Origin of the sequence: Spirosoma rhododendri, from assembly GCF_012849055.1 — a bacterium.
Lineage (GTDB): Bacteria > Bacteroidota > Bacteroidia > Cytophagales > Spirosomataceae > Spirosoma > Spirosoma rhododendri.
The window spans coordinates 2,903,939-2,929,121 of the sequence record NZ_CP051677.1 but is presented as its reverse complement, the minus strand read 5'-3'; the positions used below and the strand labels follow the sequence as shown (position 1 = coordinate 2,929,121).

Annotated in this window: 21 protein-coding genes and 1 pseudogene; 6 read left to right on the top strand and 16 right to left on the bottom strand. The window is 54.1% G+C overall.

From position 1 onward, the window contains the following. Positions 1-10: 10 nt before the first annotated feature. Both dapF and rplS read right to left on the bottom strand, forming a co-directional pair. Positions 11-784, bottom strand: a complete 774-nt coding sequence (gene dapF / locus HH216_RS12115) for a diaminopimelate epimerase (protein ID WP_169553362.1) — start codon at positions 782-784, stop codon at positions 11-13. Positions 785-1,000: 216 nt separating this feature from the next. Further along, positions 1,001-1,375 (bottom strand): 50S ribosomal protein L19, encoded by a 375-nt coding sequence (gene rplS / locus HH216_RS12110; protein WP_169551047.1) that lies wholly within the window; start codon positions 1,373-1,375, stop codon positions 1,001-1,003. Positions 1,376-1,489: 114 nt separating this feature from the next. Between rplS and HH216_RS12105 the strand changes: the two genes are divergently transcribed. Further along, positions 1,490-2,992, top strand: a complete 1,503-nt coding sequence (locus HH216_RS12105; protein WP_169551046.1) for an NAD(P)H-hydrate dehydratase — start codon at positions 1,490-1,492, stop codon at positions 2,990-2,992. 193 nt (positions 2,993-3,185) lie between these two features. Continuing rightward, the gene (locus tag HH216_RS12100; RefSeq protein ID WP_169548915.1) at positions 3,186-3,380 is read left to right on the top strand and encodes a hypothetical protein; all 195 of its coding nucleotides are present in this window, start codon (positions 3,186-3,188) and stop codon (positions 3,378-3,380) included. 84 nt (positions 3,381-3,464) lie between these two features. On the opposite strand, the pseudogene feoB reads toward HH216_RS12100, so the two are convergent. From feoB to HH216_RS12080, 4 genes and pseudogenes are all read right to left on the bottom strand, one after another. Continuing rightward, positions 3,465-5,578 (bottom strand): annotated as a pseudogene (feoB, locus tag HH216_RS12095) (ferrous iron transport protein B). 84 nt (positions 5,579-5,662) lie between these two features. Then, entirely contained in the window at positions 5,663-5,887 is a 225-nt protein-coding gene (locus tag HH216_RS12090) for a FeoA family protein (protein WP_169551045.1), read from the bottom strand. 183 nt (positions 5,888-6,070) lie between these two features. Further along, positions 6,071-7,783 carry a GMC oxidoreductase gene (locus HH216_RS12085; RefSeq protein WP_169551044.1) on the bottom strand — a complete coding sequence of 571 codons (1,713 nt, stop codon included), beginning with the start codon at positions 7,781-7,783 and terminating at the stop codon, positions 6,071-6,073. 85 nt (positions 7,784-7,868) lie between these two features. Beyond that, a complete protein-coding gene (locus HH216_RS12080) occupies positions 7,869-8,390 on the bottom strand; it encodes a gluconate 2-dehydrogenase subunit 3 family protein (RefSeq protein ID WP_254448393.1) in 522 nt (173 codons plus the stop codon). A 189-nt stretch (positions 8,391-8,579) separates the two neighbouring features. Between HH216_RS12080 and HH216_RS12075 the strand changes: the two genes are divergently transcribed. The 3 genes from HH216_RS12075 (at position 8,580) to HH216_RS12065 (ending at position 14,316) form a co-directional block, all read left to right on the top strand. Beyond that, positions 8,580-10,094 carry a M28 family peptidase gene (locus tag HH216_RS12075; protein WP_169551043.1) on the top strand — a complete coding sequence of 505 codons (1,515 nt, stop codon included), beginning with the start codon at positions 8,580-8,582 and terminating at the stop codon, positions 10,092-10,094. Continuing rightward, positions 10,094-11,272: a serine hydrolase domain-containing protein gene (locus tag HH216_RS12070; RefSeq protein WP_169551042.1), complete on the top strand. Its 1,179-nt coding sequence runs from the start codon at positions 10,094-10,096 to the stop codon at positions 11,270-11,272. The genes HH216_RS12075 and HH216_RS12070 overlap by 1 nt, the downstream gene beginning before the upstream one ends. A gap of 374 nt (positions 11,273-11,646) precedes the next feature. Further along, the gene (locus tag HH216_RS12065) at positions 11,647-14,316 is read left to right on the top strand and encodes an MGH1-like glycoside hydrolase domain-containing protein (RefSeq protein ID WP_408641732.1); all 2,670 of its coding nucleotides are present in this window, start codon (positions 11,647-11,649) and stop codon (positions 14,314-14,316) included. Between the two features lie 42 nt (positions 14,317-14,358). Here the strand turns inward: HH216_RS12065 and HH216_RS12060 are convergent, their stop codons facing one another. The 8 genes from HH216_RS12060 to HH216_RS12030 all read right to left on the bottom strand — a co-directional run bounded on the left by HH216_RS12060 (position 14,359) and on the right by HH216_RS12030 (position 20,593). Next, positions 14,359-14,598: a hypothetical protein gene (locus HH216_RS12060; protein ID WP_169551041.1), complete on the bottom strand. Its 240-nt coding sequence runs from the start codon at positions 14,596-14,598 to the stop codon at positions 14,359-14,361. A 5-nt stretch (positions 14,599-14,603) separates the two neighbouring features. Next, the gene (locus HH216_RS12055) at positions 14,604-16,307 is read right to left on the bottom strand and encodes a helix-hairpin-helix domain-containing protein (RefSeq protein ID WP_169551040.1); all 1,704 of its coding nucleotides are present in this window, start codon (positions 16,305-16,307) and stop codon (positions 14,604-14,606) included. 128 nt (positions 16,308-16,435) lie between these two features. After that, positions 16,436-16,813 carry a cupin domain-containing protein gene (locus HH216_RS12050; protein WP_254448392.1) on the bottom strand — a complete coding sequence of 126 codons (378 nt, stop codon included), beginning with the start codon at positions 16,811-16,813 and terminating at the stop codon, positions 16,436-16,438. A gap of 139 nt (positions 16,814-16,952) precedes the next feature. Continuing rightward, complete coding sequence (locus tag HH216_RS25540; protein WP_217371855.1) at positions 16,953-17,402, bottom strand: zinc-binding dehydrogenase; 450 nt, start codon at positions 17,400-17,402, stop codon at positions 16,953-16,955. Between the two features lie 11 nt (positions 17,403-17,413). Then, positions 17,414-17,902: an alcohol dehydrogenase catalytic domain-containing protein gene (locus tag HH216_RS25535; RefSeq protein ID WP_217371854.1), complete on the bottom strand. Its 489-nt coding sequence runs from the start codon at positions 17,900-17,902 to the stop codon at positions 17,414-17,416. 128 nt (positions 17,903-18,030) lie between these two features. Next, entirely contained in the window at positions 18,031-19,023 is a 993-nt protein-coding gene (locus tag HH216_RS12040; RefSeq protein ID WP_169551039.1) for a helix-turn-helix transcriptional regulator, read from the bottom strand. A gap of 31 nt (positions 19,024-19,054) precedes the next feature. After that, entirely contained in the window at positions 19,055-20,119 is a 1,065-nt protein-coding gene (locus tag HH216_RS12035) for an AI-2E family transporter (RefSeq protein ID WP_169551038.1), read from the bottom strand. A 258-nt stretch (positions 20,120-20,377) separates the two neighbouring features. Beyond that, positions 20,378-20,593, bottom strand: coding sequence for a hypothetical protein (locus HH216_RS12030; RefSeq protein ID WP_169551037.1), 216 nt, complete (start codon positions 20,591-20,593; stop codon positions 20,378-20,380). Between the two features lie 198 nt (positions 20,594-20,791). Between HH216_RS12030 and HH216_RS12025 the strand changes: the two genes are divergently transcribed. Continuing rightward, entirely contained in the window at positions 20,792-21,271 is a 480-nt protein-coding gene (locus HH216_RS12025; RefSeq protein WP_169551036.1) for a DUF892 family protein, read from the top strand. 104 nt (positions 21,272-21,375) lie between these two features. On the opposite strand, the gene HH216_RS12020 is transcribed toward HH216_RS12025, so the two are convergent. Beyond that, on the bottom strand, positions 21,376-21,663 hold the full coding sequence (locus tag HH216_RS12020; RefSeq protein ID WP_169551035.1) for a hypothetical protein: 288 nt from the start codon (positions 21,661-21,663) through the stop codon (positions 21,376-21,378). A gap of 345 nt (positions 21,664-22,008) precedes the next feature. Then, positions 22,009-25,182, bottom strand: coding sequence for a DEAD/DEAH box helicase (locus HH216_RS12015; RefSeq protein WP_169551034.1), 3,174 nt, complete (start codon positions 25,180-25,182; stop codon positions 22,009-22,011). Position 25,183 lies beyond the last annotated feature (1 nt).

The following is a 25,183-nucleotide window of genomic DNA, read 5'->3' as shown; positions in this document are numbered from 1 at the left end:
CGGATAAAAATCAGATTGTACAGCTTCCGGTGAACACCCGCCGGGCCGGGCCAATCAGGTACACGTCGGTAAAGGTACCATCGGGCTTCTGGTTGAACGATACGCGCAGGTTACCACCCAGCGTGCGTATGGCAACCGGCTCCGCGACACCCAATTGACTGTGAGCCGCCAGCGCTGCCGCCGTCACACCGGTACCACAGGAGTAGGTTTCGTCTTCAACGCCCCGTTCGTATGTACGCACATACAACGACGATTGGTCTGTCTGCTGTACAAAATTTACGTTTGTACCACCCGGGCTGAATGGCTCGCTGTACCGGATAGCACGCCCCTCAGCCACTACATCCGTCGATTCCAGATCATCCGTAAACAACACGGCGTGCGGAGAGCCTGTGTTGAGAAACACATGGTTCCCCTGCTCGCCAATAGCAGCTACATCGCTCATCTTCAGCGACACATCGTTGTCCGTTACAGTAGCAGTGTGCTCACCATCCACAGCAATAAAGCGCGTTTGCCCCTCAAACAGATTCAGGTCGTGGGCAAAGCGAACGATACACCGGCCCCCATTGCCGCACATGCTGCCTTCGGCTCCATCAGCATTGAAATAAATCATCCGAAAATCGTAGTCGGGGTCGTTGCGCAGCAGAATCAGCCCATCGGCACCAATACCAAATCGCCGATGGCACAGTCGCTCAATCAGGGCCTGATCGCTGGCGGGGAAGGTTTCACTCCGGTCGTCGATCATCACAAAATCGTTACCGGTACCCTGGTATTTAAAAAATGGAATGTTCACGGGGGTAGTTGTAGAGTTTGATAGTTGTAGAGTCGTAAAGTTATAAAGTTGCGGTTCCCCCGCAGCCGCGTACGGTGCCGGGACTGGCGCGTCGGGCCATCCGGCGGTAGCAACTTTACGACTCTACAACTATCAAACTCTACAACTTTGCAACAAAAAAAGCCACCCATACAGGTGGCTCTGGTACGCTTCTGACGATGACGCCGGCAATTAAGCCACGACTGCTGGTTTCGGCTTGCGCTCTTTCAGACGTGCTGCCTTGCCCTGACGACCGCGCAGGAAGAACAGACGGGCACGACGTACTTTACCCATACGTACTACCTCGATTTTGTCAATGTTAGGCGACAGGGTCGGGAAAATCCGCTCGACACCTACACCGTTCGATACCTTACGCACGGTGAACGTTTCGCCACCGCTGCTTGGGTTCCGGCGCTGAATAACTGTGCCGGTGAATACCTGGATCCGTTCTTTATTTCCTTCGCGGATTTTGACGTGCACATTCACCGTGTCTCCCGCCCGGAACGTAGGCAACTCGGTGCGACGCTGCGCATTGTCTGCCTCCACTAATTTGATTAACTCGCTCATGACCGTATATAAATCGCCAGATAACTATTTGCGAAATGAGCCGCAAAGATAGCAAAATTTTGGCGGCCGGAAAATACTTTTGCAAAATTACCTCCTTCAGCCAATACACCCCGAATGAAAATACTGAACGTTGACCAGATCCGCGCCCTCGACGAGTCGACTATAAAGCACGAACCCATTGCTCCGCTGAATCTCATGGAACGGGCATCGCTGGGGTTCGTCAACTGGTACGTCGATCATTTTCCGGCGACGACGTCGACAAAAATTTTCTGCGGGCTGGGCAACAACGGGGGCGATGGGCTGGCTATTGCCCGGCTGCTGATGGAACGTGAGTATCCGGTTGAGGTGTACGTCGTTCGGTACGCGCCCCGCGAATCCGACGACTTTATGCACAATCACCGTCGGCTCAAGCTCATCACCGAAGACATTAAATACGTCGAGTTTTCTCGCGACCTCCCCACCCTACGGCACAACGAAGTCGTAATCGACGCCATTCTGGGGTCGGGGCTGTCGCGACCGGCGGAGGGTATCGTCAAAGCAACCATCGAGACGATCAACCGCGCCCCGGCAACGGTCATTTCGGTTGATATTGCCAGCGGGCTGTACGTCGATCAGGCCAACCAGCCCGACGATGTGATTATCGAACCCGATCACACGGTGTCGTTTCAACTGCCTAAACTGGCGTTTGTACTGCCTAAAAACGGCAAATACGTTGGCAACTGGCACCTGGTCGATATTCAGCTTCACAAACGCTATATCGATCTCGCCCCGACGCCGTACTATTTCACCCAACCCCGCGAGGCACGGCTGCTGCTGCACAAGCGGGAGCGGTATTCCAACAAAGGGACGTTTGGCCACGCCCTGCTGCTGGCGGGCAGTTTCGGCAAGATGGGTGCAGCTGTGCTCTCGGCGCGGGCCTGCCTGCGGTCGGGCGTGGGGTTGCTGACGGTACACGTACCTCAGTGCGGCTACCCAATTCTGCAATCGTCGGTGCCCGAAGCCATGTGCCAGCCCGACGGTCATCAGACGGTGCTTACCGGTACCAGCCGCATCAGTAGTACTCCGCCGTCGGAATACTCGACCGTTGGTATCGGCCCCGGTATTGGCAAAGCGCCCGAAACGCTGACGATGCTGCGCGAACTGCTGCCGACGATAAAGAAGCCAATGGTGATCGATGCTGATGCGCTAAACCTGCTCAGCGAAAACCGCGAGTTGTACGCGCAGATCCCGAAACACAGCATCCTGACGCCCCACCCCAAAGAATTTGAGCGGCTGACCAAGCCCTGGAAAGACGACTACGAAAAGCTGGACCTTCTGCGCGATTTTGCCAAAACGCACAAGCTTGTCGTCGTGCTGAAGGGGGCATATTCGGCTGTCGCGACGCCCGACGGTGAGGTGCATTTCAACGCGACAGGGAATCCGGGCCTGAGCACCGGCGGTACGGGCGACGTGCTGACGGGCGTTCTGACGGCGTTGCTGGCGCAGGGCTACGACCCCGTCGAAGCCGCCGTACTAGGCGTATATGCCCACGGGTTAGCGGGCGATGTGGTGGCTTCACAGCGCGGCCCGATCGGTATGACGGCATCAGACGTTGTTGATGCGTTACGCTGGGAGTAAATCCGTAGACAAGATGGGACGCCAGCGTAGAAATAATTCTACAACCGGGCTAACGTATAGTAGTATGCCTGCATACTGCCCCTACCGCTTACGAAATGTCCGAATCAGGCACTATTTTGAAGTCGCTGATTACGGGCTGATTAGCTTGCCACACGTAATAACTGTATAGGTGGACTCCCATCCGGTATCAGAATTGTCCATAGTACAAGACAAGATACTGACACCGGAGATGAAATACACGACGCAACGCAACTGGTCATCTACCCGCAACAAATCGCGGTCTTTCTTCGATCAGACTACCGCCATTGGCACCATCACCATAGCTCTGTTCGGCTACATCGTTTATCAATTCGTCTTCCCGCTGATTGCGAAAGGTATACTCTGGTAAACTACTCCATAAGATTTTAAGCAGAACGCCCGCTGATCATACGATCAGCGGGCGTTCTGCTTTGTATATCCCGTCAGAAAGGGATCAACTCATAAGCTGATATGTCAGGAAAGCGGAACCGTAGGCCAGCAGCATCATGTACACTAGCTGCACGGCGGGCCACTTCCAGCTTTTGGTTTCGCGCTGCGTAGCCGCCAGCGTACTCATGCACATCATGGCGAAGACGTAAAAAATCAGCAGCGACCACGCCAGTGCAGGCGTATACATCGGGCCACCCGTTTCGGGGTTACGCTCCTGCAACAGTCGTTCGCGGATAGTCACGCCCTCGTCGTCGCCACCGGCGCCGATACTGTAAATCGTCGACATCGTGCCGACGAATACTTCGCGGGCGGCAAACGAACTAAGCAGCGCAATACCGATTTTCCAGTCGTAGCCCAGCGGCCGGATAGCGGGTTCGATGAAATGACCGAACCGACCCGCGTACGACGCTTCGAGCCGCTCCGACGCAACGCGATTACTCAGTTCCTCGGGTGACAGCGTCGGCTGTTCGCGCCGGACGGTGTCTTCAGCCTGTTGCATAGTATTGCCGGGGCCGTAACTCGCCAGCACCCATAGGATGATCGAAATGGCCAGAATCACGCGCCCGGCTTCCCACACAAACGACCGCACACTTTCCCAAACCGTCAGCCCGACGTGGTTCCAGCGGGGCAGCTTGAACGTAGGCAGTTCCATAATGAAATAGCCGCGTTCTTTCGTTTTCAGTACCAGTTTCAGCACGTAAGCCGCCAGCAGCGCACTGAGCAGACCGAGCAGATACAGGGCCATCAGGGCCAGCCCCTGCACGTTGAAGACACCCAGCACCCGGCGGCTCGGCACAACCAGTGCAATCAGGATGGTGTAGATGGGCAGGCGGGCCGAACAACTCATCAGGGGCGTTACCAGAATCGTAATCAGCCGGTCGCGCCGGGTGCCGATGCTGCGGGTCGCCATGATGGCCGGAACGGCGCAGGCAACGCCCGAAATCAGCGGTACGACGCTGCGCCCGTTCAGCCCGAACTTACGCATAATCCGGTCCATGATGACCATGACCCGCGCCATATAACCCGACTCTTCCAGCAACGACACCAGCAGAAACAGAAAAGCGATTTGGGGGATAAACACCAGAATACCCCGATACCAGCCAGAATACCGTCGGTAAGTAAATCGGTGAGCGGGCCGGGGGGCAGACTTTCTTTCAGCTGTCCGTTGAGCCAGGCTACCCCCGCATCGATACCGTCCATGAAGGGCGTGGCCCAGGCGAAAATGGCCTGAAAAATCAGCAGCAGGATAAACGCAAAACTGGCGTACCCCCAGATCGGGTGTAGCAGCACTTTGTCAATTTTCTGGGTCCAGGTCGGTTTGCCAATGGGCCGCTGATCAGTGACGACCTCCGTAACGATCTGCGCGATACGCTTGTATCGGGTGATGGTTTCGTCGGCCTGGAACGGAATTTCCCTGAACTGATGGTCGGAGATTAGCGTGTCCAGATTGTGCCGCTGCTGTTCGTTGAGAAACGTAAACCCGTCGTGCTGAATGACGTATTGCAGGGCCAGGTAATTATTGCTCAGGCCATACTGCGCCTTTGTTTCAGCGATTAGTTGAGGGGCTTCGTCGGCGGGATCAAATAAGGGTTTGCCGGGCAATACCGGCTCCAGCATCTGCTTCTGTACGGCTTTGCGCAGTGCATCGAGACCTTCGCCCAGCCGGGCATTGACCCGCACGACCGGCACGCCCAGCCGCATCGCCAGCCGCACCGCGTTGACTTCCTTCTCCTGCTCTTTGGCAACGTCGAGCATGTTCAGCGCCAGCACTGTCGGCAAACCCAGATCAGCGACCTGCGTAAACAGCAGCAGGTTTCGGTGGAGGTTCGACGCGTCGATTACGACGATAGCCACATCGGGGTAGTCGGGATGGCTGGGGTTGGCCAGAATATCGGTGACAACCTGTTCATCCAGCGATTTGGGATAAACAGAATACACGCCGGGCAGGTCGACAACGGTAGCGGTGGTCTGTTCGTCGATAGCCCACGGCCCCGATTTCCGGTCCATCGTGACGCCGGGAAAGTTACCGGTTTTCTGACGCAGCCCGGTTAGCTGATTGAAAAGCGATGATTTACCCGCGTTGGGGTTGCCGATAAGGGCGATGACGGGGGGCTTCAACTCGGTAGTACAGTTTATCGGTCGGTGGTCTCCGCAGGTTAACAACGGATCGACCCGAAAACGTGCAACCTGTAGGACTTAACCTTACTCAACAAGAATGGTAGCGGCTTCGGCCTTGCGCATTGACAGGCAATAGCCCGACACGTGCAGACAGATCGGGTCGCCAAGAGGGGCTTTGCTGCCCATACACACCTCAGCACCGGGTAAACAGCCCATTTCCAGCAATTTAAGCGACATCACCTCGTCGTTGAACGCCTGAATGATGGCCCGCTCTCCTACTTTCAAATCGGCTACACTGCGCTTACTCATACTCCCGGCACCGCTTGTTAAGACGGCGTTAATTATTTAGACTCAGTTTAATTAACGCAACGTTACGACGGAAAGTTTAGAGAAGCAAGGCTTGGTTTAATGTTTAAAGTCTACTGTTTAAGGTTGACACGGGCAGCAACCTCAAACAGTAGACTTTAAACCTTGAACGTTAAACTCTGAACCTTAAACCAGACCTTTTTTCATTGCCTTGACGGCGTAATCAACCGAGCGGGCGGAGAAGGCCATGTAGGTAAGTGAGGGGTTTTGCGTGGAGGTCGACGTCATGCTTGCTCCGTCGGTGACGAACACGTTTTTCACCGCGTGCAGCTGATTCCACTTGTTTAGCATCGACGTTTTGGGGTCTTTACCCATCCGGACACCGCCCATCTCGTGAATATCGAGGCCGGGGTTGCGTTTGTCGTCGCGCAGGCGGATATTGGTGAAGCCAGCCGCCTGAAACATCTCGGTCATCTGCTCCTGATAATCCTTGATCATCTTCTCGTCGTTATCGTCGTAGGCAATCGCAATTTTGAGCTGCGGGATGCCGTACGGGTCTTTCAGCGACGAATCGAGCGCGACGTAGTTGCTTTCTTTCGGAATGGTTTCGCCCATCATGTGCGATCCGACGTGCCAGCCACCCAGCTTCGGGTTTAGCAAACTTTGCTTCAGGTCGGCCCCCATCCCGCTTTGATCGGTATCCGAGGAACGACCCGCCTGAAAACCAGCCGCGTAGCCGCGCAGAAAGTTAGTTTCCTGCTTATAAACGTTGCGGAAGCGGGGGATATACGGGCTGTTGGGTCGGCGTCCGTCGGTGGTCATGTCGAGATTACCGTCGTATTCGCCCGAAATACCCGCCCGGTAGTTGTGGAACGCCACGTATTTGCCCAGCGTACCGCTGTCGTTACCCAGCCCGTTGGGGAAGCGCGTCGAAATCGAGTTGAGCAGAATCAGGTTGGTATTGAGGGCAGCCGCGTTGACGAAGATCAGCCGGGCGTAGTACTCCGTCATCTGCTTTGTATTAGCGTCGATCACGCGCACGCCCGTTGCCCGGCCTTTTTTCTCGTCGTAGATGATCGAGTGAACCACCGAGTTGGGCCGCAGGGTCATCTTACCCGTCTTGGCCGCCCACGGAATTGTGCTTGAGTTGCTGCTGAAGTAGCCGCCGAACGGACAGCCGCGCTCGCAGATCGTCCGGTGCTGACACTGTGCCCGGCCCTGATCGTAGTGAATCTGCTTTGGGCTTGTCAGGTGAGCCGCCCGGCCCATAATCACGTGCCGGTCTTTGTATTTGCTGGCGATCTGCTTCTGAAAATGCGTTTCGACGCAGTTCCACTCGTGGGGCGTCAGAAACTCACCATCGGGCAGAGTATCGAGGCCGTCTTTGTTGCCGGTGATCCCCGCAAATTTCTCGACGTAGCTGTACCACGGAGCCAGATCGGCGTAGCGAATTGGCCAGTCGACGGCGAACCCATCGCGGGCGGGACCGGTAAAGTCGAAGTCGCTCCAGCGCTGGGTTTGCCGCGCCCACATCAGCGATTTACCACCAACCTGATAGCCACGAATCCAGTCGAAGGGTTTTTCCTGCACGTAGGGGTGCTCAGCGTCTTTCACGAAAAACTGCTCGGTGCCTTCGTAAAATGCGTAGCACTTGCTGATAATCGGGTTGGCGTCTTTGACGTCTTTGGTCAGCTGGCCCCGGTGTTCAAACTCCCAGGGTTGCATGTTGGTCGTGGGGTAGTCGGTAATGTGCCGTACATCGCGACCACGCTCCAGCACCAGCGTTCGCAGGCCCTTCGCCGTCAGCTCTTTCGCCGACCAGCCCCCGCTGATCCCCGACCCCACCACAATGGCATCGTAGGTATTCAGCGCCTGCGCATCAATATTGAAATTAGCCATCCTTTGGACAGTTCAAGGTTTGTAGTTTGACGTTTAAGGTTTGTCGATTAGGCCAACGTTAAACGTTGAACCATAAACCTTAAACCTATTTTTTCACTGGTACGCAGCCGTTGTAATGGCCGGGGATGAACTCGTAATGCGTCAGGTTGGTCATGACGTACTCGGAGTTGAGATAGCCCCGGATCGTGAGCGGCTTGACCAGTTTGATAAATGCAGCCTGCGCCGGGTCCGTCGACTGTTCCAGCTGCTTGAGCAGAGTCACGCGCTGGGTTGCGTCGCCTGCGTTAAACGGCTTGCCAAAGGTCTTTTGCGCCAGATCGTTCGTCAGAACCAGGCCGTTCGACAGCATATCCTGCGTGGGCTTATCGTAGCAGTCGGCCACCACTTTCTGGATGAACTGCTGCACGTTGAGGTCTTTGGCACCGGGCGTATCGGTTGCCGGGATAATGGTGTCGACAACGGCCGCTAACGTCTCGACCTGATCAGCAGGCAGCAACGGTGTCGCCAGCCGAACCGACTCCGCTGTCCAGCCGGACGCCCAGCCGGGCAGGGCAATCAGGCCACCCACAGCACCGGCCAGTGTTTTCAATGCATTTCTCCGTTCCACAGAAAAGCGGGATTAGCTTTTTAATTTTTAAGAATTCTTCAAATATACGAATCGAGCGGTGTTTTGACCAGCGTAATAGGACAAAAAGCCGATCTATCTGGACTACGAATAACAACGAATTGACCGTGCTTATTCCTATCCGCAATCGTGTAAATTTGTCGATTACCCAATCATCCGTTATTCGTCGTTATGCCTTTACTCTCCTCCTTTTCACTGCGGCCCCGCCTGACGGGTTTGCTGGCAGTCGTTAGCCTGTGGGCTGGTTCACCCGCGCAGGCGCAAACCGGCAAACAGAGCGTTGCGCCCGGTGCCAGTGCCGTTGCCGCCATCAAAGAAACCGACATCAAACGCGACCTCTTTGCGCTCGCGGGCGACCACTTCCGGGGCCGCGAAGCCGGTTCGCTCGATGAACTCAAAGCGTCGGTCTGGATTGCCGACCAACTTCGGGCGATGGGCCTGCAACCGGCGGGCGACGATGGCACGTTTTTCCAGTTTTTTCACATTCAGCGCACCCGCATCACCGAGACCAGCCGCCTGAACATCGGCTCGCATCAGCTCACCCACGGGCAGGACGCTTTTCTGCTGGCTCCCGCCATTGCGTCGGTCGATGCACCGCTCGTTTTCGTCGGGACGGGAACGCCGGACGAACTGGCGAAAGTCGATATCAAAGGCAAGGCCGTCGCAATTCAGTTTTCGGGTACCGGCCCGGCCGACATCAGCTATCGCCGGTTTCTGTTCGGAACGATGAGCCGCCGGGCCGCCGAACTCGTCAAAGCGGGGGCCGTTGCGGTCGTGTGGGTGTCCGACAAAGAAGCGCAGTCGTACTTTGAACGCTGGACAACGGGGCTGGAACGCGGCCGGTACGACTTACCCGGTGGCCCCAACACGCGGGTGTTTTCGCAGGCACCGACCGTATGGCTTCCGGCTTCTGCTATCGACTGGATCAAGCAGCCCGGTCAGCAGTTTACCAACGTCGTCAACGTCGAGAGTTTCAGCTACCCATCGGTCAATATCGTGGCGAAAGTGCCGGGGACCGATCCGAAGCTGAAAAACGAGTACGTACTGTTCAGCACCCACCAGGACCATGACGGCGTCCGCCGGGCCGTGGCGGGTGACTCGATCTGGAACGGGGCCGACGACAACGCCAGCGGCTGCGTCGCGACGATGGCCATTGGCCGGGCGTTTGCGCAGAAACCCGGCAAGCGGTCGGCGCTGATCGTTTTTCACGGGGCTGAGGAGCGCGGGCTGCTCGGTTCGCGCTACTACGTGGAGCACCCGACCGTACCGAAAGGCTCGATCGTGGCCGTGCTGAACGCCGAGATGATTGGCCGTAACGCGCCGGATAGCGCCTGTATTCTGGGTCAGCAGCCGCCCCACCGCAACTCGACCGATCTGGTCAACGCAGCACTGGCGGTCAACAAAGCGGACGCCCATTTCAAGCTCGACACGCTGTGGGATAAACCCGAGCACCCCGAAGGCTGGTACTTCCGTAGCGACCACCTCCCCTACGCCCGCGCCAACATCCCCGCCATCGCGTACACGTCGCTGCTGCACCCTGACTATCACACGCCGAAAGACGAACCCGAGCGCATCGACACCGACAAGGTAACGCGCATCGCCAAATGGATTTACCTGACCGGGTGGGACGTCGCCAACCGCCCCACCCGCGTTGGTCTCGACCCCGGCTTTAAACTTGAACGCTGATGCGCCCTTTTCAACCGAAAATCTGGGCTATCTGGCTGCTCCTCCTCGCGCTGACGGCTGCCTGCCACCGCCCCCCAACCGACACACGCCCGTACTTCCCGCCGAAGGGCGATGGCTGGGCGCACCGCAACCCGGCGCAGGTAGGCATGAACGCGGACAAACTGGCCGAAGCGGTCGCGTTTGCGAAGACGCAGGAAACGACGCAGATGGCCCCCGACTTCTCGACGCAGGAAGAAATCTTCGGCAAACTGCTCGGCCCCATGCCGACGAGCCGCGCCAAGACCAACGGCATCGTTCTGCGGCACGGCTACATCGTGGCCGAGTGGGGTGATACGGAAGCCGTCGACCCGACCTACAGCGTCGCCAAAAGCGTACTGTCGACCGTGCTGGGCATTACCCTCGACCGGAAAATGATCCCGGATATTCACCAACCCGTGGCCAGCCTGATTCACGACGGCGGCTACGAATCAGCGCAGAACCGGGCGATTACGTGGGAACACCACGCCCGGCAAAGCAGCGAGTGGGAAGGTGAACTGTGGGGTAAGAATAGCGATTTTGTCGGGAAGGAAGCGTTCGGGAAGGGCGAGCGTAAGCCCCGCGCGCTACAGACGCCCGGCACCTACTACGAATACAACGACGTTCGTATCAACCGACTGGCCCTGTCGCTGCTGCGCATCTGGAAAAAGCCCCTGCCCGACGTGGTCCGCGACGAGATCATGAATCCCATCGGTGCGTCGGACACGTGGCGGTACATAACCTATCCGAACGCCGTCGCCACCGTCGACGGTAAGGAAATGCCGTCGGTCAGTGGGGGAACGCGCTGGGGCGGTGGCCTCCGGATCAGTGCCCGCGACGAAGCCCGGTTCGGCTATCTCTTTCTGCGGCAGGGCAACTGGAACGGTAAGCAGATCGTGTCGAGTGACTGGGTGAAACAGGCGACAACGCGCGGCCCGGTGGGTCCGGCCTACGGCTATCTGTGGTGGCTCAACACGCCGAAGCCTGGTGAAACCAAACCCTGGCCCGACGCACCAACGTCAAGTTTTGCGGCTCTGGGCGCGGGGCAAAATACCGTCTGGGTCGACCCGGAGCACGACATTGTCATTGTGTGGCGGTGGCACAACGGTAACCCGAACGAACTGATTAAACGCGTATTGGCAGCCGTAAATGCGGGCTCATGACTGGCACTAAACACCACGGCGGACCCCGGATAAATCCGAGGTCCGCCGTGGTGCTGATGTTACGGTACCAGCCTTTCTGCTGAGCTGGCAACGCAAAACCAAAAAATGGTGTGGATAGAAAGGCAGTACAAGTTCAGGAATTGGTTCAGTTAGCAGATACCCTACCATAGGGGTGTGACCCTAAAATTTTCGCACAGGTACCCCATTTTCCGAGGCCCGGCAGATTTGTACGACCCGTGAGTCGTTTATACATATTCTGATAATCAATACACGATTCGGCATCATTCCTGCCTATATTCATCCGGGCTATTATCTTTGGCGATACAGATTGTCAAGTCTGTACTACCTACCGTTTTACGCTATAACCTATAAATATGATTGCCGAGAAGATTCGCCTGAGCGAACGAACAGATAATAAAGGCTGGAAGAAGTGGGGGCCATACCTGACTGAACGGGCCTGGGGCACAGTCCGGGAAGATTACTCTCCCTACGGCGACGCCTGGAACTTCATCACCCACGACATGGCCCGCTCCAAAGCCTACCGCTGGGGCGAAGAAGGTATCGGTGGTATCTCCGACAACAAAGGGCACATCTGCTTCGCGCTGGCCTTCTGGAATCATAAAGACAGTATCCTGAAAGAACGGCTGTTCGGCCTGTCGGGACCGGAAGGAAACCACGGCGAAGACGTTAAGGAACTGTATTACTACCTCGATAGTACGCCGACGCACTCCTACATGAAGATGCTGTACAAGTATCCGCAGCAGGAGTTCCCGTACAACCGGCTGGTTATTGAAAGCTCGCGCCGAAACCGGATGGATCCCGAGTTTGAGATCACCGACACGGGCATTTTCGACAGCGACGAATACTTCGACATTTTCATCGAATACGCCAAAGCCGATCAGAACGACTGGCTTGTGACGATAACGGCGCACAACCGCGCCGACCATGCCGCTCCGCTGACCCTGCTGCCGACAATCTGGTTCCGCAACACCTGGTCGTGGGGCTACCCGCAATACAGCGCCCGGCCGATACTGAACGGTATCGGCAACCGGCAGATCGAGGTGAACCACAAGCAGCTGGGTAAGTACAAACTCTACTGCGAAAACCCCGACGGACTGCTGTTCTGCGACAACGACACCAACACCGAGCGGCTGTACGGCCGCCCCAACACGGTGCAGTATCCCAAAGACGGCATCAATAACCATATTGTGTCGCGGGGAAAAAAGGGGTTCGTCAATCCGCATCAGATCGGCACGAAAGCCGCGGCCCGGTACACGCGCGAAATTCCGGCGGGGGGCAGCACAACGATCCGGCTGCGGTTCAGCGATCAGACGACGATGGCCCAGCCTTTCGCTGATTTCGACGCGCTCTGGGACAAACGACTGACGGAAGCTAACACGTATTACGACGATCTGCAAAAAAACGTAACCGACACGGAGTTGCGGGATATTCAGCGGCAGGCCTACGCCGGTATGCTCTGGAACAAGCAGTTTTACTACTACAACGTCAACGAGTGGCTCAAGGGTGACCCAAAGATGCCGGTACCGTTTCAGGGGCGTGTGTATGCCCGCAACGAAACCTGGCGGCACATGTACACGGCCAACATTCTGTCGATGCCCGACAAGTGGGAATATCCGTGGTTTGCCGCCTGGGATCTGGCTTTCCACACCCTGACCCTTGCCCGGCTCGACCCAAACTTCGCGAAACGGCAGCTGGCGGTTATTCTGCGCGAGTACTACATGCACCCCAACGGGCAAATTCCGGCCTATGAATGGAATTTCTCCGACGTCAACCCGCCCGTTCATGCCTGGGCAACCTGGAAAGTATACGAAATCGACCGCGACCTGAACGGTACCGGTGATGTCGGCTTTCTGGAACGGGCCTTTCATAAGCTGCTGCTCAACTTCACGTGGTGGGTCAACCGCAAAGACGTGGAGGGCAACAACATTTTCGGGGGTGGCTTCCTCGGCCTCGACAACATCGGGGTATTCGACCGGAGCCAGCCGCTGCCGATGGGTGGGCACATCGAGCAGGCCGACGGGACCGGCTGGATGGCCATGTATACCCTGAATATGCTGCGGATTGCCTGCGAAATCTCGCTGACGCGCCCGGTGTATCAGGATATGGCCAGCAAATTTTTCGAGCACTTCCTGCACATCGCGTCGGCGATGAACAACCTCGGCAAGAACCACATCAGCCTGTGGGACGAGATCGATCAGTTCTACTACGACGTGCTGCACACGCCGGGCCGCGACTCGCGACTGCTCAAAATCCGGTCGATGGTGGGACTGATTCCGCTGTTCGCTGTTGAGATTCTGGACGAGGAGCTACTGTCGAAACTACCCGATTTCAAACGACGCGTCGAGTGGGTACTGACCAACCGCCCCGATCTGGCGTCGCTGGTGTCGCGCTGGAACGAGCCGGGCAAGGGCCAAACCCACCTGCTGAGTCTGCTGCGTGGCCACCGGATGAAGATGATTATGCGCCGGATGTTCGACGAAAGCGAATTCCTGTCGGACTACGGTATCCGGGCGCTGTCGAAATACCACGAAAAGACGCCGTATCAGTTCGAGCTGAACAGCGAAATTTTCCAGGTGCGCTACGTACCGGCTGAGTCGGAGATGAGCATGTTTGGCGGCAACTCCAACTGGCGCGGGCCGATCTGGTTTCCGGTCAACTTCCTGCTCGTCGACTCACTGCTGAAGTTCTATCAGTACTACGGCGATGATCTGGAGATCGAATACCCGACCCACTCCGGGCAGGTGATGAGTATCAAGGAAGCAACCGTGCAGGTTATCGACCGGCTTATCAATATCTTCCGGCGCGATGAAAGCGGGCACATTGCGGCCTTTGGCAACGACAAAAAGATGCAGGACGACCCCAATTTCCAGGGCCTGTACCTGTTCTACGAATACTTCCATGGCGACGTGGGGGCGGGTCTGGGTGCCAGCCACCAAACCGGCTGGACGGGCCTTGTCGCCGACCTGATCGAGTACTCGTACAAATACCGATCAGAGCTGGTCGCCCTGCCGGTAGGTAAGTAAAACGAAAAGCCCGAACCCGAAACGGTTCGGGCTTTTCGTTGCTCAAACTTCGGCGGCTTCGGCCATTCGTCGACGAAAATAATCGGTATTCTCGTTGGCCGTAGCGGCTTCTTCCACCAGGTTGATAGCTAAGGCACGGGCGGCTTCTTCGCCCACTGCGTTTAGCAGCGCGTCGAACTGGTGGGCGAAGTCGCTGTGCGGGTAGGGCGTCGTGCCTTTCTCGACGGATAGCTGAATCTGCCGGTATGTCTGCGACAGAAAATAAAGTGTCTTGTTTGTCATGTGGCCTATTTAACCAGGTTACTACGCCGTTGTTGCAGATACGCCTGCATCTTTTCCAGCGGTAGCGCGTTGAACGTCATTTCGGCGGTTAGCCCCCCTTTGCGCGCAATATCAACGCCGTAGTGCATGTCGAGCAGCCCGGCCAGGCTATGCGCGTCGGGATTGATACTCAGCATAACGCCCTGCTGCATGGCGTAGTCGATCCAGCGCCAGTCGATGTCGAGCCGGTACGGGCTGGCGTTGATTTCGATCACGACGTTATGCTCGGCGCAGGCGTCGATGATGGCGCGGTGATCGATGGGATAGCCTTCGCGGGCCAGCAACAGCCGACCGGTCGGGTGCCCCAGAATCGTCGTGTACGGGTTTTCGATGGCCCGCAACAGTCGCGTCGTGGCTTTTTCGATAGACATGTTTAGCGTCTGATGTACCGACGCCACCACGTAATCGAAGCGGGCTAGAATCTCGTCGTCGTAGTCGAGCGAGCCGTCGCCCAGAATATCGGATTCGATACCTTTAAAAATGCGGAAGTCATCACCAAAACCAGCGTTCAGCTGATCGATCTCGGTGTGCTGCGCCATCACTTGCTCGACGCTCAGTCCGTGGGCGTAGGTGGCCGTTTTTGAGTGGTCGGCGATGCCGAAATAGCTCAGGCCCAGCTCCCGCGTGTAAGCCGCCATACTCGCGACAGATTCCTTACCATCCGACCAGGTACTGTGGTTGTGGAGCGTGCCGCGCAGATCATCCCACGTGACCAGATTGGTGTGGTGATGCTGGGTCGACCAGCGGAAAGCGAAGTCGTCTTCGCGCATTTCGGGCACCACATACGGCAGGCCCGCCCGCTCGTAAATAGCGGTTTCACTGGCGTCGTTGCCCGTGTAAGCCGCCTGCAACAACGCGACACCCGCCGACCCCGGCTGTTTCAGATGGGATTCAGCCGCCGACTGAATGAACAGTTGCCGGTCCATCTGATCGGGCGCGTTGAACCGCAGTTCCACCGGTACGTCGTACCCGGCAAACCGCCCCCGCCAGACAAACGGCGACGATTCGCGCTCGTCGATCAGCAGTTCGGGCATACCCCGGAGTGTGAGCATGGCCGAGAGCGGATCGGTGGTTTGTACCAGCAGCTGCACGGTGTCGACTTCCTGCACCCGCCGACGTACCTGCCCGCTGACGTCGACGCGCTCGAAATGCGGCAATAGCTGTTCGCGCAGCCGCTGCGCCAGTTCGTCGGCACGGTCCATGCGGAGTTTGCCCTGCTGTTCCTGCAAAAACGTCAGCGCGTCGAGGATTTTCTCCTGCGTACTGGCCCCAAACCCTTTGATCGTGGCAATACGCCCTTCTTCGCCCGCCTGCCGCAGTGCGTCGAGCGTGTCGATGCCTAGTTCGCGCCAGAGGGTGCGTACTTTCTTGACGCCCAGCCCCTTGATGCGGAACATATCGAGCACCCCGGCGGGTGTTTCGGCCAGCAGCGCATCGAGATCCGACAGCCGCCCGGTCTGACTGATTTCGTGGATTTTCTGCGCGACGCTTTTTCCCACGCCCGGCAGCTTGACCAGCTCATCGACCGGCAGCTGGCTTAGGTCGGCGGTAGTTTTATCGAGGTTGAACGCGGCCGACTGGAAGGCGCGGGTTTTAAACGCATCACGTTCGTGAAGCTCCATCAACCGGGCCGTCAGTTCCAGCAGGTCGACAATTTCAGCGTTACTCATAAGGGTCCAAATTCAGCCTGCAAGATACGGGGCAATGGCCGGTTTACAGTTTACACGACCACCACAGGATTCGAAAAGAGCGAGCCGGATCAGTTGTGCTGATCCGGCTCGCTCTGGCTACTGATACCCTACTTCGTTTCGAAATAATCCGGCGGAAATACCTCCTGACCGTGTTTCTCTGCGACAGCCTGCATCTGCGCGATCCAGTCGGGGGTTACGGCTGGCGGGGGCAGAAACTCATCGGCAGCTACCGGCTGGCCAATCTCCTGAAACATAGCCTCCAGTCCCGACGGCACCACGATACAAAGCAGGTGCGCTGGCTTGTCGGATTCGTTTTTAAACATGTGCACCGCCCCACCCATCGGAATCGTAACAGATGCCCCCTTACGGGCCGTGTACGTCTGCGTTTCCGACCGAATAACCACTTCGCCATCGATTACGTAAAACGTTTCAATGATGTTGGCGTGGGCGTGCGGACCGGGGCCACCGCCGGGCGGAACCAGCATATCGATAACGGCCAGCTTGTTGTCGGTCTACTCGCCGGTCAGTAGCATACGGTACGTATCACCGACAACCGACAGGCTGTTCCCGGCCTGCGGGTCCAGCGTAATTACTTTGTTGGGTCTCATGGCTAACGGGGGTTGACTACCAAGGGATAAGAACGATTTTGCCATGTGTGTGGCCTGCATCCAGGTCATCGTAAGCCGCTTTTACGTCTGACAACGGATAGCTGCCGGCTACCGGAAACTCCAGCTTGCCCGCGTCGATCAGCCCGGCCAGTTCAGCCAGTACATCGGCATTGGATGCTGCCGCACTACCCACCGATTTGACCTTGTATTTCGCAACGGCGGTAAAGTCAGCGATGGTGTTAATCCGGTCGGCGGGGATGCCCAGGCTGAGGGCGAGATCCACGTAACCGGCTCCGGAGCAGTCGAACAGGGCCGCCGGCTGACGCCCCTGCAAAGCCTCCCGGACGGCTTTCTCCGCGTCGGGCCGGTAGTCGACGGGGGTTACGCCGTGGTCGCGCAGCCAGGCATGGTTGGCCTGACCGGCCAGACCGATCACGTCGGCACCCCAGGCCGTAGCCAGTTGCACGGCCAGCGACCCTACCCCCCGGCAGCACCGGCCACGATCAGCAGATCGCCGGGCTTCAGTGCCAGTGCCTTCACGCCCGCATAGGCCGTACTGCCCGCCACAAACAGACCACCTGCCTGCTCCCAGCTTACGCCGGCGGGGCGGGGTGTCAGATGCGTCTGGTCGACGACGACGTACTGCGCCTGGCTGTTGCGTTTGTCCGAAAAGCCGATCACTTCGTCGCCCGGTCTGACCCTGTCGACACCCTGACCAACGGCCTCGACAATACCCGCAAAGTCACTACCCTGACCGGATGGAAACGTAGACGGGAAAATAGCCTGGAGTGCTCCACTGCGAATTTTCGTTTCGCCGGGGTTGATACCGGCCGCTTTTACCCGAACGACTACTTCACCCGTTCCGGGCGATGGCACTGGCAGATCAGCCAGATAATAGACGTCGGTTCCCCCAAACTGATTGTACTGTACGGATTGATTTCCGGATGAATTAGACTCGCTGTTCATTGCGTTGACTGACTAGATGGTTCGTTTGTATCGTGTTTGGCCAGATTGGCCTGTAGGCCATCGGCTCGTAAGCACATGACAAAGGTCAGCCAGCAGAACAGACTAAAATAGTCCGGTAAGACGCAAAATTAGTCGTATCCGCCAGCGTACTTTTTCGGAGCAATTCCTTTATGTTTCTGGAACAACCGACTGAAATGGCTCATGTTCTCGAAACCCAGCCGGTAACCCACCTCTGCAACGGAGTGCTTTCTCTGCCGCAGTAACAGGGCCGCTTCCTCGATGCGGGCCTGCTGGAAATACGCGTAGATGCTGGTGCCGAACACCTGCCGGAACAGATCCTTGAGCCGGGTCTGACTCATACCCACCATCCGGGCCAGTTGCGGCAGGCGCGGAGGAGCCGCCAGATCGGTCAGTATGGCCGTACGAACGCTGAACAGCCTGTCGGTGTCGGCCGGGACGACAGGCTGGTGCTGGCCAGCGTCGCGCCGAAGCAGCCGGTCAATCACCTGATAGACCAGTTCCTGCACTTTGATCCGGTAAAAGAACGACGTCAGTTCATCCTCGCGTTGGTTATCAGTCAATTGGCGGAGACTCGTGAGCACGTCGGCATCGAGCCGCTCGTAGACCAGAAAGCCCGGCACCCGGTTCAGCATAGATTGCAGGACCGGGCTGGGAGCGTCGATTTGCAACAGTTCCCGGAGCGTAGCCGACGACAGCCCCACTACGGTGTAACTGATCGGGACATGGGCGGGGAAATGAATCGTTGAGGTCAGATCGGCAGACGCAATCTGAACGGCGAACTCAGTAGTTCGGGATAAAACCACATCGCTGCCGGGGGTGCTTAGCCGGGCCGGCACGTCATTGACGTGGAAGATAATGCTGATCAGATCGTAGGGCTGTTCGGACGGCAGGCGTTTGAGAATAAGCTCGTCGTTGAGCGTGTACTGATGAATGAGCAGTTTAAACTCCGGCCCCAGATCAATCTTGCGAATGGTGCCCGTTCCCAGACTGGGTGGTATCACCAGCGTATCGCCCTGAACCGGTATGTCGAACTGCTGCCCGAAACTGGTCAGAAAATTAAAGTGGGGGCTACTGACAAATTCAAACAACATAGCAGGCATGGGGCTACCGTTGGCCAAAAATAAACCAGTTTCACGATCCCACATCCATCGTTTCATCGTCCAGCACGTCCTGCACGTACAGCATCTGGGTCAGGATCATCAGCATCGCTACGATGGGTGTCGCCAGCATCAGGCCCAGAATACCACCGAACGCGCCGATCACCAGCTGCGACCCAAACACCAGCGCGGGCGGCATGTCGATCAGCTTTTTCTGCACCAGTGGAGTGGCCAGGCTGCTTTCCACAAACTGGACCCCCATGTACAGAATGACCACGTAAAGTGCCTGCTGCGGGCCGTCGAGAAAGGCAAACAGGAGAGCCGGAACCAGCGCGATGATCGGGCCGAGGTTGGGAATGAACGAGATTAGCCCGGCAAAAAGGGCAAGCACACCCGCCAGCCGAACGCCGAGCAACCATAGCCCCAGCCCTGTCAGCAACCCGACCACTGTCATCGAGAAAAGCTGCCCCATCAGCCAATGTACCAGCGTCGTGTTGAGCTGATCGAGCACCTCACCTGCTCGTTTGCGGCCCCGCTTCGGCACCAGCCGCAAGATGCCCTGCCGGTATAATTTGGGGTCGGCCACGATGAAAGCAGCCATGAAAATAACGACGTAAATATTGCTTAACGCGCCAAACGTCCCCGACAGTACGCCCGTTGCCCGCGTCAGCAGTTTTGGGCCGTTCTTCATCAGTTGAGCCGGATCGGGCAGGTTATTGAGCACCTGTTGGCCCAGTTGCGACGACGCCAGCCGTTGCTCGAAATTGGCGATGGCTTCAGGCGTCTGCTCCTGAAACTCCGCAATCTGCGTGTTGATTCGCGACGCCAACAACCAGAAGATAGCAGTCAGCAGCCCCAGCACCCCGACGATCACCACGATCAGCGACAGCGTTTCGTTCCAGCCGAATTTCTGGTGGATTTTCTTCGCACCCGCCCGCAGCGGCAAGGCAATGAGCAGGGCCGCGATGATTAACAGAAACACCTCGAAGCTGACGCCGAACAGCCAGATCAGCAGGACAAATAGAATCGTGATACCAACGGCAATTGACACCCGCTGGGCGAACGTACCGGTGTCGAGCTGGGGAGAGTTATCAGGCATACGTTGAGTAGGTAGCCGCGTAACATACCCACGGCTATTTTTTTAACCGCTCTCATCGCCTGATGTTCAGCAAACAAGCCGCGCGCTTCCGGGCTATATTCATTACCGGGAATTTATCTGGCAGAATAGCCCATTCTGCAACGCACGACCATTGCCCTTTACCCAATCCGAGTCTCCTGACCCGGTCGGCACTCAGTTCCCCCAGATCATACAAGGAGGCTAGGCTATTCACATACCGGCCCGGCGGTCGGGGTAGCCCTAAAAATCGGATGTGTACCGGACACCCGACAAGGTCGACTGCCATTCGATGATGTCGGATCGGCGCAGTTGCTGGCAGGTAGCAACCATACCGCCGTCGGCTTCAAACTGACGGCATGCAGTCGCTTCATCACTGTTCAGATACAGCCGGGTGACGTGTTGTATCGACAGTTTGGGCCGATACCCGGTGATTACGATAATCGGTTTTTCTTCCATGAGCGGATTAAGTCGCAAAGGCCCGAAACAGGCCATACGGCGTTGATGATCGTTCAGAACAACCGGTAAGCTACTGGTCAAAGTTTGGGAGTTATGAGGAAACGGGATACCTGCCCATACCCTAACTACCGGCCCCAATCGAACGCCCGTTGTCGGCGACCGGCGGTTAATAAAGCAGTTTTTAACTAAGCCGAACTAATGGAAAACGAACCCTTAACCCAACTTATTAAACAGGGATTGGGCGCTCTGAAAGCGGGCAGTCAGGTAGCGGAGCAGGCTACCAGCGAAATTCAAAACGACGTTCGGGATGCGCAGCTGACCGACGCGCTCAAAAAAGGAAATCAGACATCGCAGCAGTGGTCGGCCCGGATCGATCGGGCACTGGCCGAAGTGGGCGGCAGCGATCAGCAGGAAAACCCCGTGCTGGAAGCGCACTACGAAGTCAGCAAAAAGATTCGGCAGCAGGCCACCGACGACATATCGCGCGACCTGGGTATCATTGCCGCCGGTCAGCTGGCCCTTCACTATTGGATCGCGTCCTTCGGCACGCTGGGAACGTATGCCGCAGCCGCTGGCCTGCAACAAACCGAGCAGGACATGAACGCATCGCTGGAAGAAGCCAAACAGGCCGACAGCGAACAAACATCAATTGCCCAGCAAATTCTGAATAAGCGCTAGTCACAGCCGACCAGTGTAGTTGCAGGAGGGGTACGGACGAGAGCGTTTTCTTGCCCGTACCCCTTTTTCATGGGTTACGCAGACGAGTGATCGGGCGTAACCTGTCAATCGGGCGTAGTGGCTGCGGTATACAGCACAAACCCCGTCCAGAGCAAACCGATCAGCGTGGCGACGGTCGCCAGCCACGTTTTAGCCGTTACAGCGGAGAAGTGATAGGTGAGCAGACCATACAGAATCAGGCCCGGACCCGATACCGCCGACCCAAACACGAGCATGCCCATTGTCAACCCCGTGTAAGGCGGATCGCCGTGCCACAGCACAAAGCAAATCGGCAATAGCAGACACAGCAACAGAATCACTAACCCACACATATTGCGCCTTTCTCTTGTCATTGCGATCACACTAACACAACTGATTCTTGTATGACTAACTCGGAAAATCCAGTTGACCTCATGTAGATTGAATGTCAGACGAGTGCCAAACCATCAAGAAGCTTCAAATGCTGTCGCGTCGAGCGAGTAGGGCGCAAAGTTTACTACAACAAAACCTGTTTGCACTGCAATTGTAAATATGAAAGCATAAGGATGGACACTGCTTTTTGCTGCTATAGATGTGCAAAGGCGTCAAGGAGATTCAAAAAAAAAATCTTCTTAATAATCTAACTCAACTGCAATATTTCTGACACCAGTCTTCGATGTCAGAAACATTGCAGTTGAGAATAATACCTTAAAGTTTGATTACACAAATGAACCTGATAATTTCTTCCATATCATTTTATATTCGTTACCAGATATATTACTAGTGTCTGGATTCGACCATTGATCGTCCTTCAAAGTATGTAACCAAGAAGTAACTTCATCAGAAGTGGCACTATATATATTACTATTTGAACTGTCAAACAATTTACCTATACGGCTAGCTATAGATCTAGGAACATTATTCTTTCTCATCAGAATGGCTTCGTCTGAGTTGACTCCATAATGAATCATTGCTGGCAAATTAGACAACCTCCTCTTATCTATATCACTTAAACTATCCCATTCCAAACCACTGTTCGGGAGCTTTTGTAATCCTGCCAATCCCCAAGTTGCAGCATTAGTTATGTTCCTGTAAATAGCTTTAGTACATTTTTCGATTGATTTCTGAGAACTATCTTCGGCAAAATACTTTTGTGCAATTTTTTCTATAGTCTCGCCACTGACCCAGTCCGTAATCAATCTAGAAATTGATGTTCTATCCAAGACACTATCACCTGATTTAATCTCCTCTAACTGTTGGCGTACTTCCGGTGTGCTTAACATAAGGCCAACTAACTTATTAAGACTTGAGTTTTGATTAGAAAATAATCTTTTACTATCCCAATCAGAGGAAACTAATTTTTCTCTTCCGAGTCCTGAGATTAAAGTTCTAACAGAAATAGTAGAGAACCTTGTTGCGTCTGAAAGCGTAGCTTCTGCAGGTTTAATATTTTTAGCATACTGCCTTAAGTTTTCTCTTATAAACTTTTTCTGTGGCTCATCTAGCTGTTTATAACCTAATGTACTTTGTAAATCAATCTCTAAAGATGCCAAAAACTGATCTAAACTTTCTGCTTGTTTATGTAGGTGCGAAATAAATTGTAATAGGTTGGTCCAATGTGGTTCAAAGTATATTAATTTTTCAAAATTTTGAAAACCATTATTCATGGCTTCTTTAACCATATCAATCAGTCTTGACTTTAGATCGTCAGCCGCCCTTAATACATACTGTGCGACAGTATCTAACTCTGCATCGTTTTTTAATGTAATGCCAACAAAGCCAATGTTTTTTTGGCTGGTCCTACCTACCCTCCCAACAATGTTCCAAAAATCCCTTACAGGCATTCTCTTAAATGGGTAACTATAAGAAGCCATTATAACGGAAGTAACAGGAAAATTTATTCCCTGAGCAATTGTAGTGGTAGCAACTAGAACTCGAAGTTTCCCCTTTGACATTAAATCCTCAATTAAGAATTTAATGTCTTCAGGAAGCGTAGAACTATGAATCCCTATTCCCTTATCTAAAAATTTATTCAAAGGAAACTCACTTCCTAACTCAGCCGAAACATATTTCTTAACCAACTGAACCTCATTATCAATTTTATCATTGTTACCCCAAAGAGACCATATTGATTCTGCAACTGTAAATGTATCCTCAGGTGTCCCAACAAGCACTATCGAATTTTCGTCAATGAAAGAGGAAGCGAGATAAGCAGACAAAATAGTCTTTCTACCTGCACTTTTAGTAGAACCTCCAAATAATGATGATTTAGTTACCGCAGCGTTCTCAAATGAAGTCATCAGTATCTTATCTGAAACTTCATAAGTACCCTTTTCTGTAAATAGCGTATTCAATAGAATTGAAAAGTTTCTTCCTGAACCTTCAACTGAAACTGCACCTATTATCCTTTCATTTGGTTGCCACCAATTCAAACCTAAATGAATTTGGCTTCCTCTTTCGGCCCCAAGCCATTTAGCTATCTCATCAGAATTTTTAATCTCAGGCGTTAACAATAAAAAGTTAGCTTTATTACACTCCTTTTTTATTAGCGTCAACAAAAGCTCTAAGGCGATACCTCGTGTCTCCTCCTCTAAATTATGTGCTTCATCAACAACTACTAATACAAGAGGGCGTTCAGCCTTCGTACCTACCTCCCTCCTAATCAGTATCTGAAGTTTTTCATACGTTGTAACAAGAACGTCAAATTGCCTGTGATTTGTGTCTTCGGTTAGTAGAGAATCCTCGAATCCATCTATATCCAACGCACCACTCAACTTTTCAACCTTTATTCCAACAGGTTGCAAATCTCTCTTGAGTTGAGTAGCTATCTGATTTACTAATGCTCTAGTAGGAACAACATATGCAACCCATCCACCTTGCTCAGAAAATTGATTAATTGCTTTCAGGATTCTATATTCAGCTATTAGTGTTTTGCCACTTGAAGTTGGTAAGTTGACTACTATTGCATCATATGCGTCATCTAGAAGCCTACCCTTTAATATAGCTTCTCTTTGTGGGTATAGCAACTCAAAAATTGGATCATTTTCTCTTTTAGTTACATACTCATTAAATTTATCTATTCGCTGATATGTACCACGAGTAATATACCAAAGAGAATTTTTAACAATTTTATCAGAGAAAGGCTCAAAGTATTGAATTAGTAAGCTCAAAGAGTAATCATTGAACTCTTGAGCATATTGCTCACTCTGAGAAAGATGATATCGTAACTGATCAAGTACGTTATTTGGAGAACCATCAATTAAATAAACAGCTAGAAGATCAACAGATTTTGCTAAATGATAAAGAGATATCAATTCAGCAGCTGCAGGTTTTTTCTCATTTAAGTCGAGCGCTTCTAAATAGTCAATCTCCAATTCTTTTTGTCTCTCTCTCAGGGAAGATATGTATTTCGATGCCAGTTTTAAGTCCTCCCAAGAATCTTTTTTAACTGTATAATATAACGCAAAAAAAATATTTTCTAACAACTTTTTATTCCAAACATCGTCAACTTTGGAATCAAAAAATTCATTCTGATTGTTCTTGAGAAACTTTTTAACTAAATGCCAACTCTCACCTACATAACTAATAGCTATCAGTTTTATACATTCAAATACTCTTAGAATTGGATCTTTTGGCAACTCTAGCAAACTAGCAATATCATAATAGACAGAACATAACGTTTTGAGTTCTTCATCTTCACCTGCATTCCATCTCTCTATTATTGATATTTCACAAATTTCCTTTATAGTCTCTAATTCTTCTATATCACTTTCGTTGAGCGATATATTTTTAAAACGTTCACTTATCTTGGCTTTTTGAACAAGCTGATTTGCCCCATCCAACAAGTCGGGGTAACTCTCTTCTAGTACAGAATATTTATTAATTATTTTCATT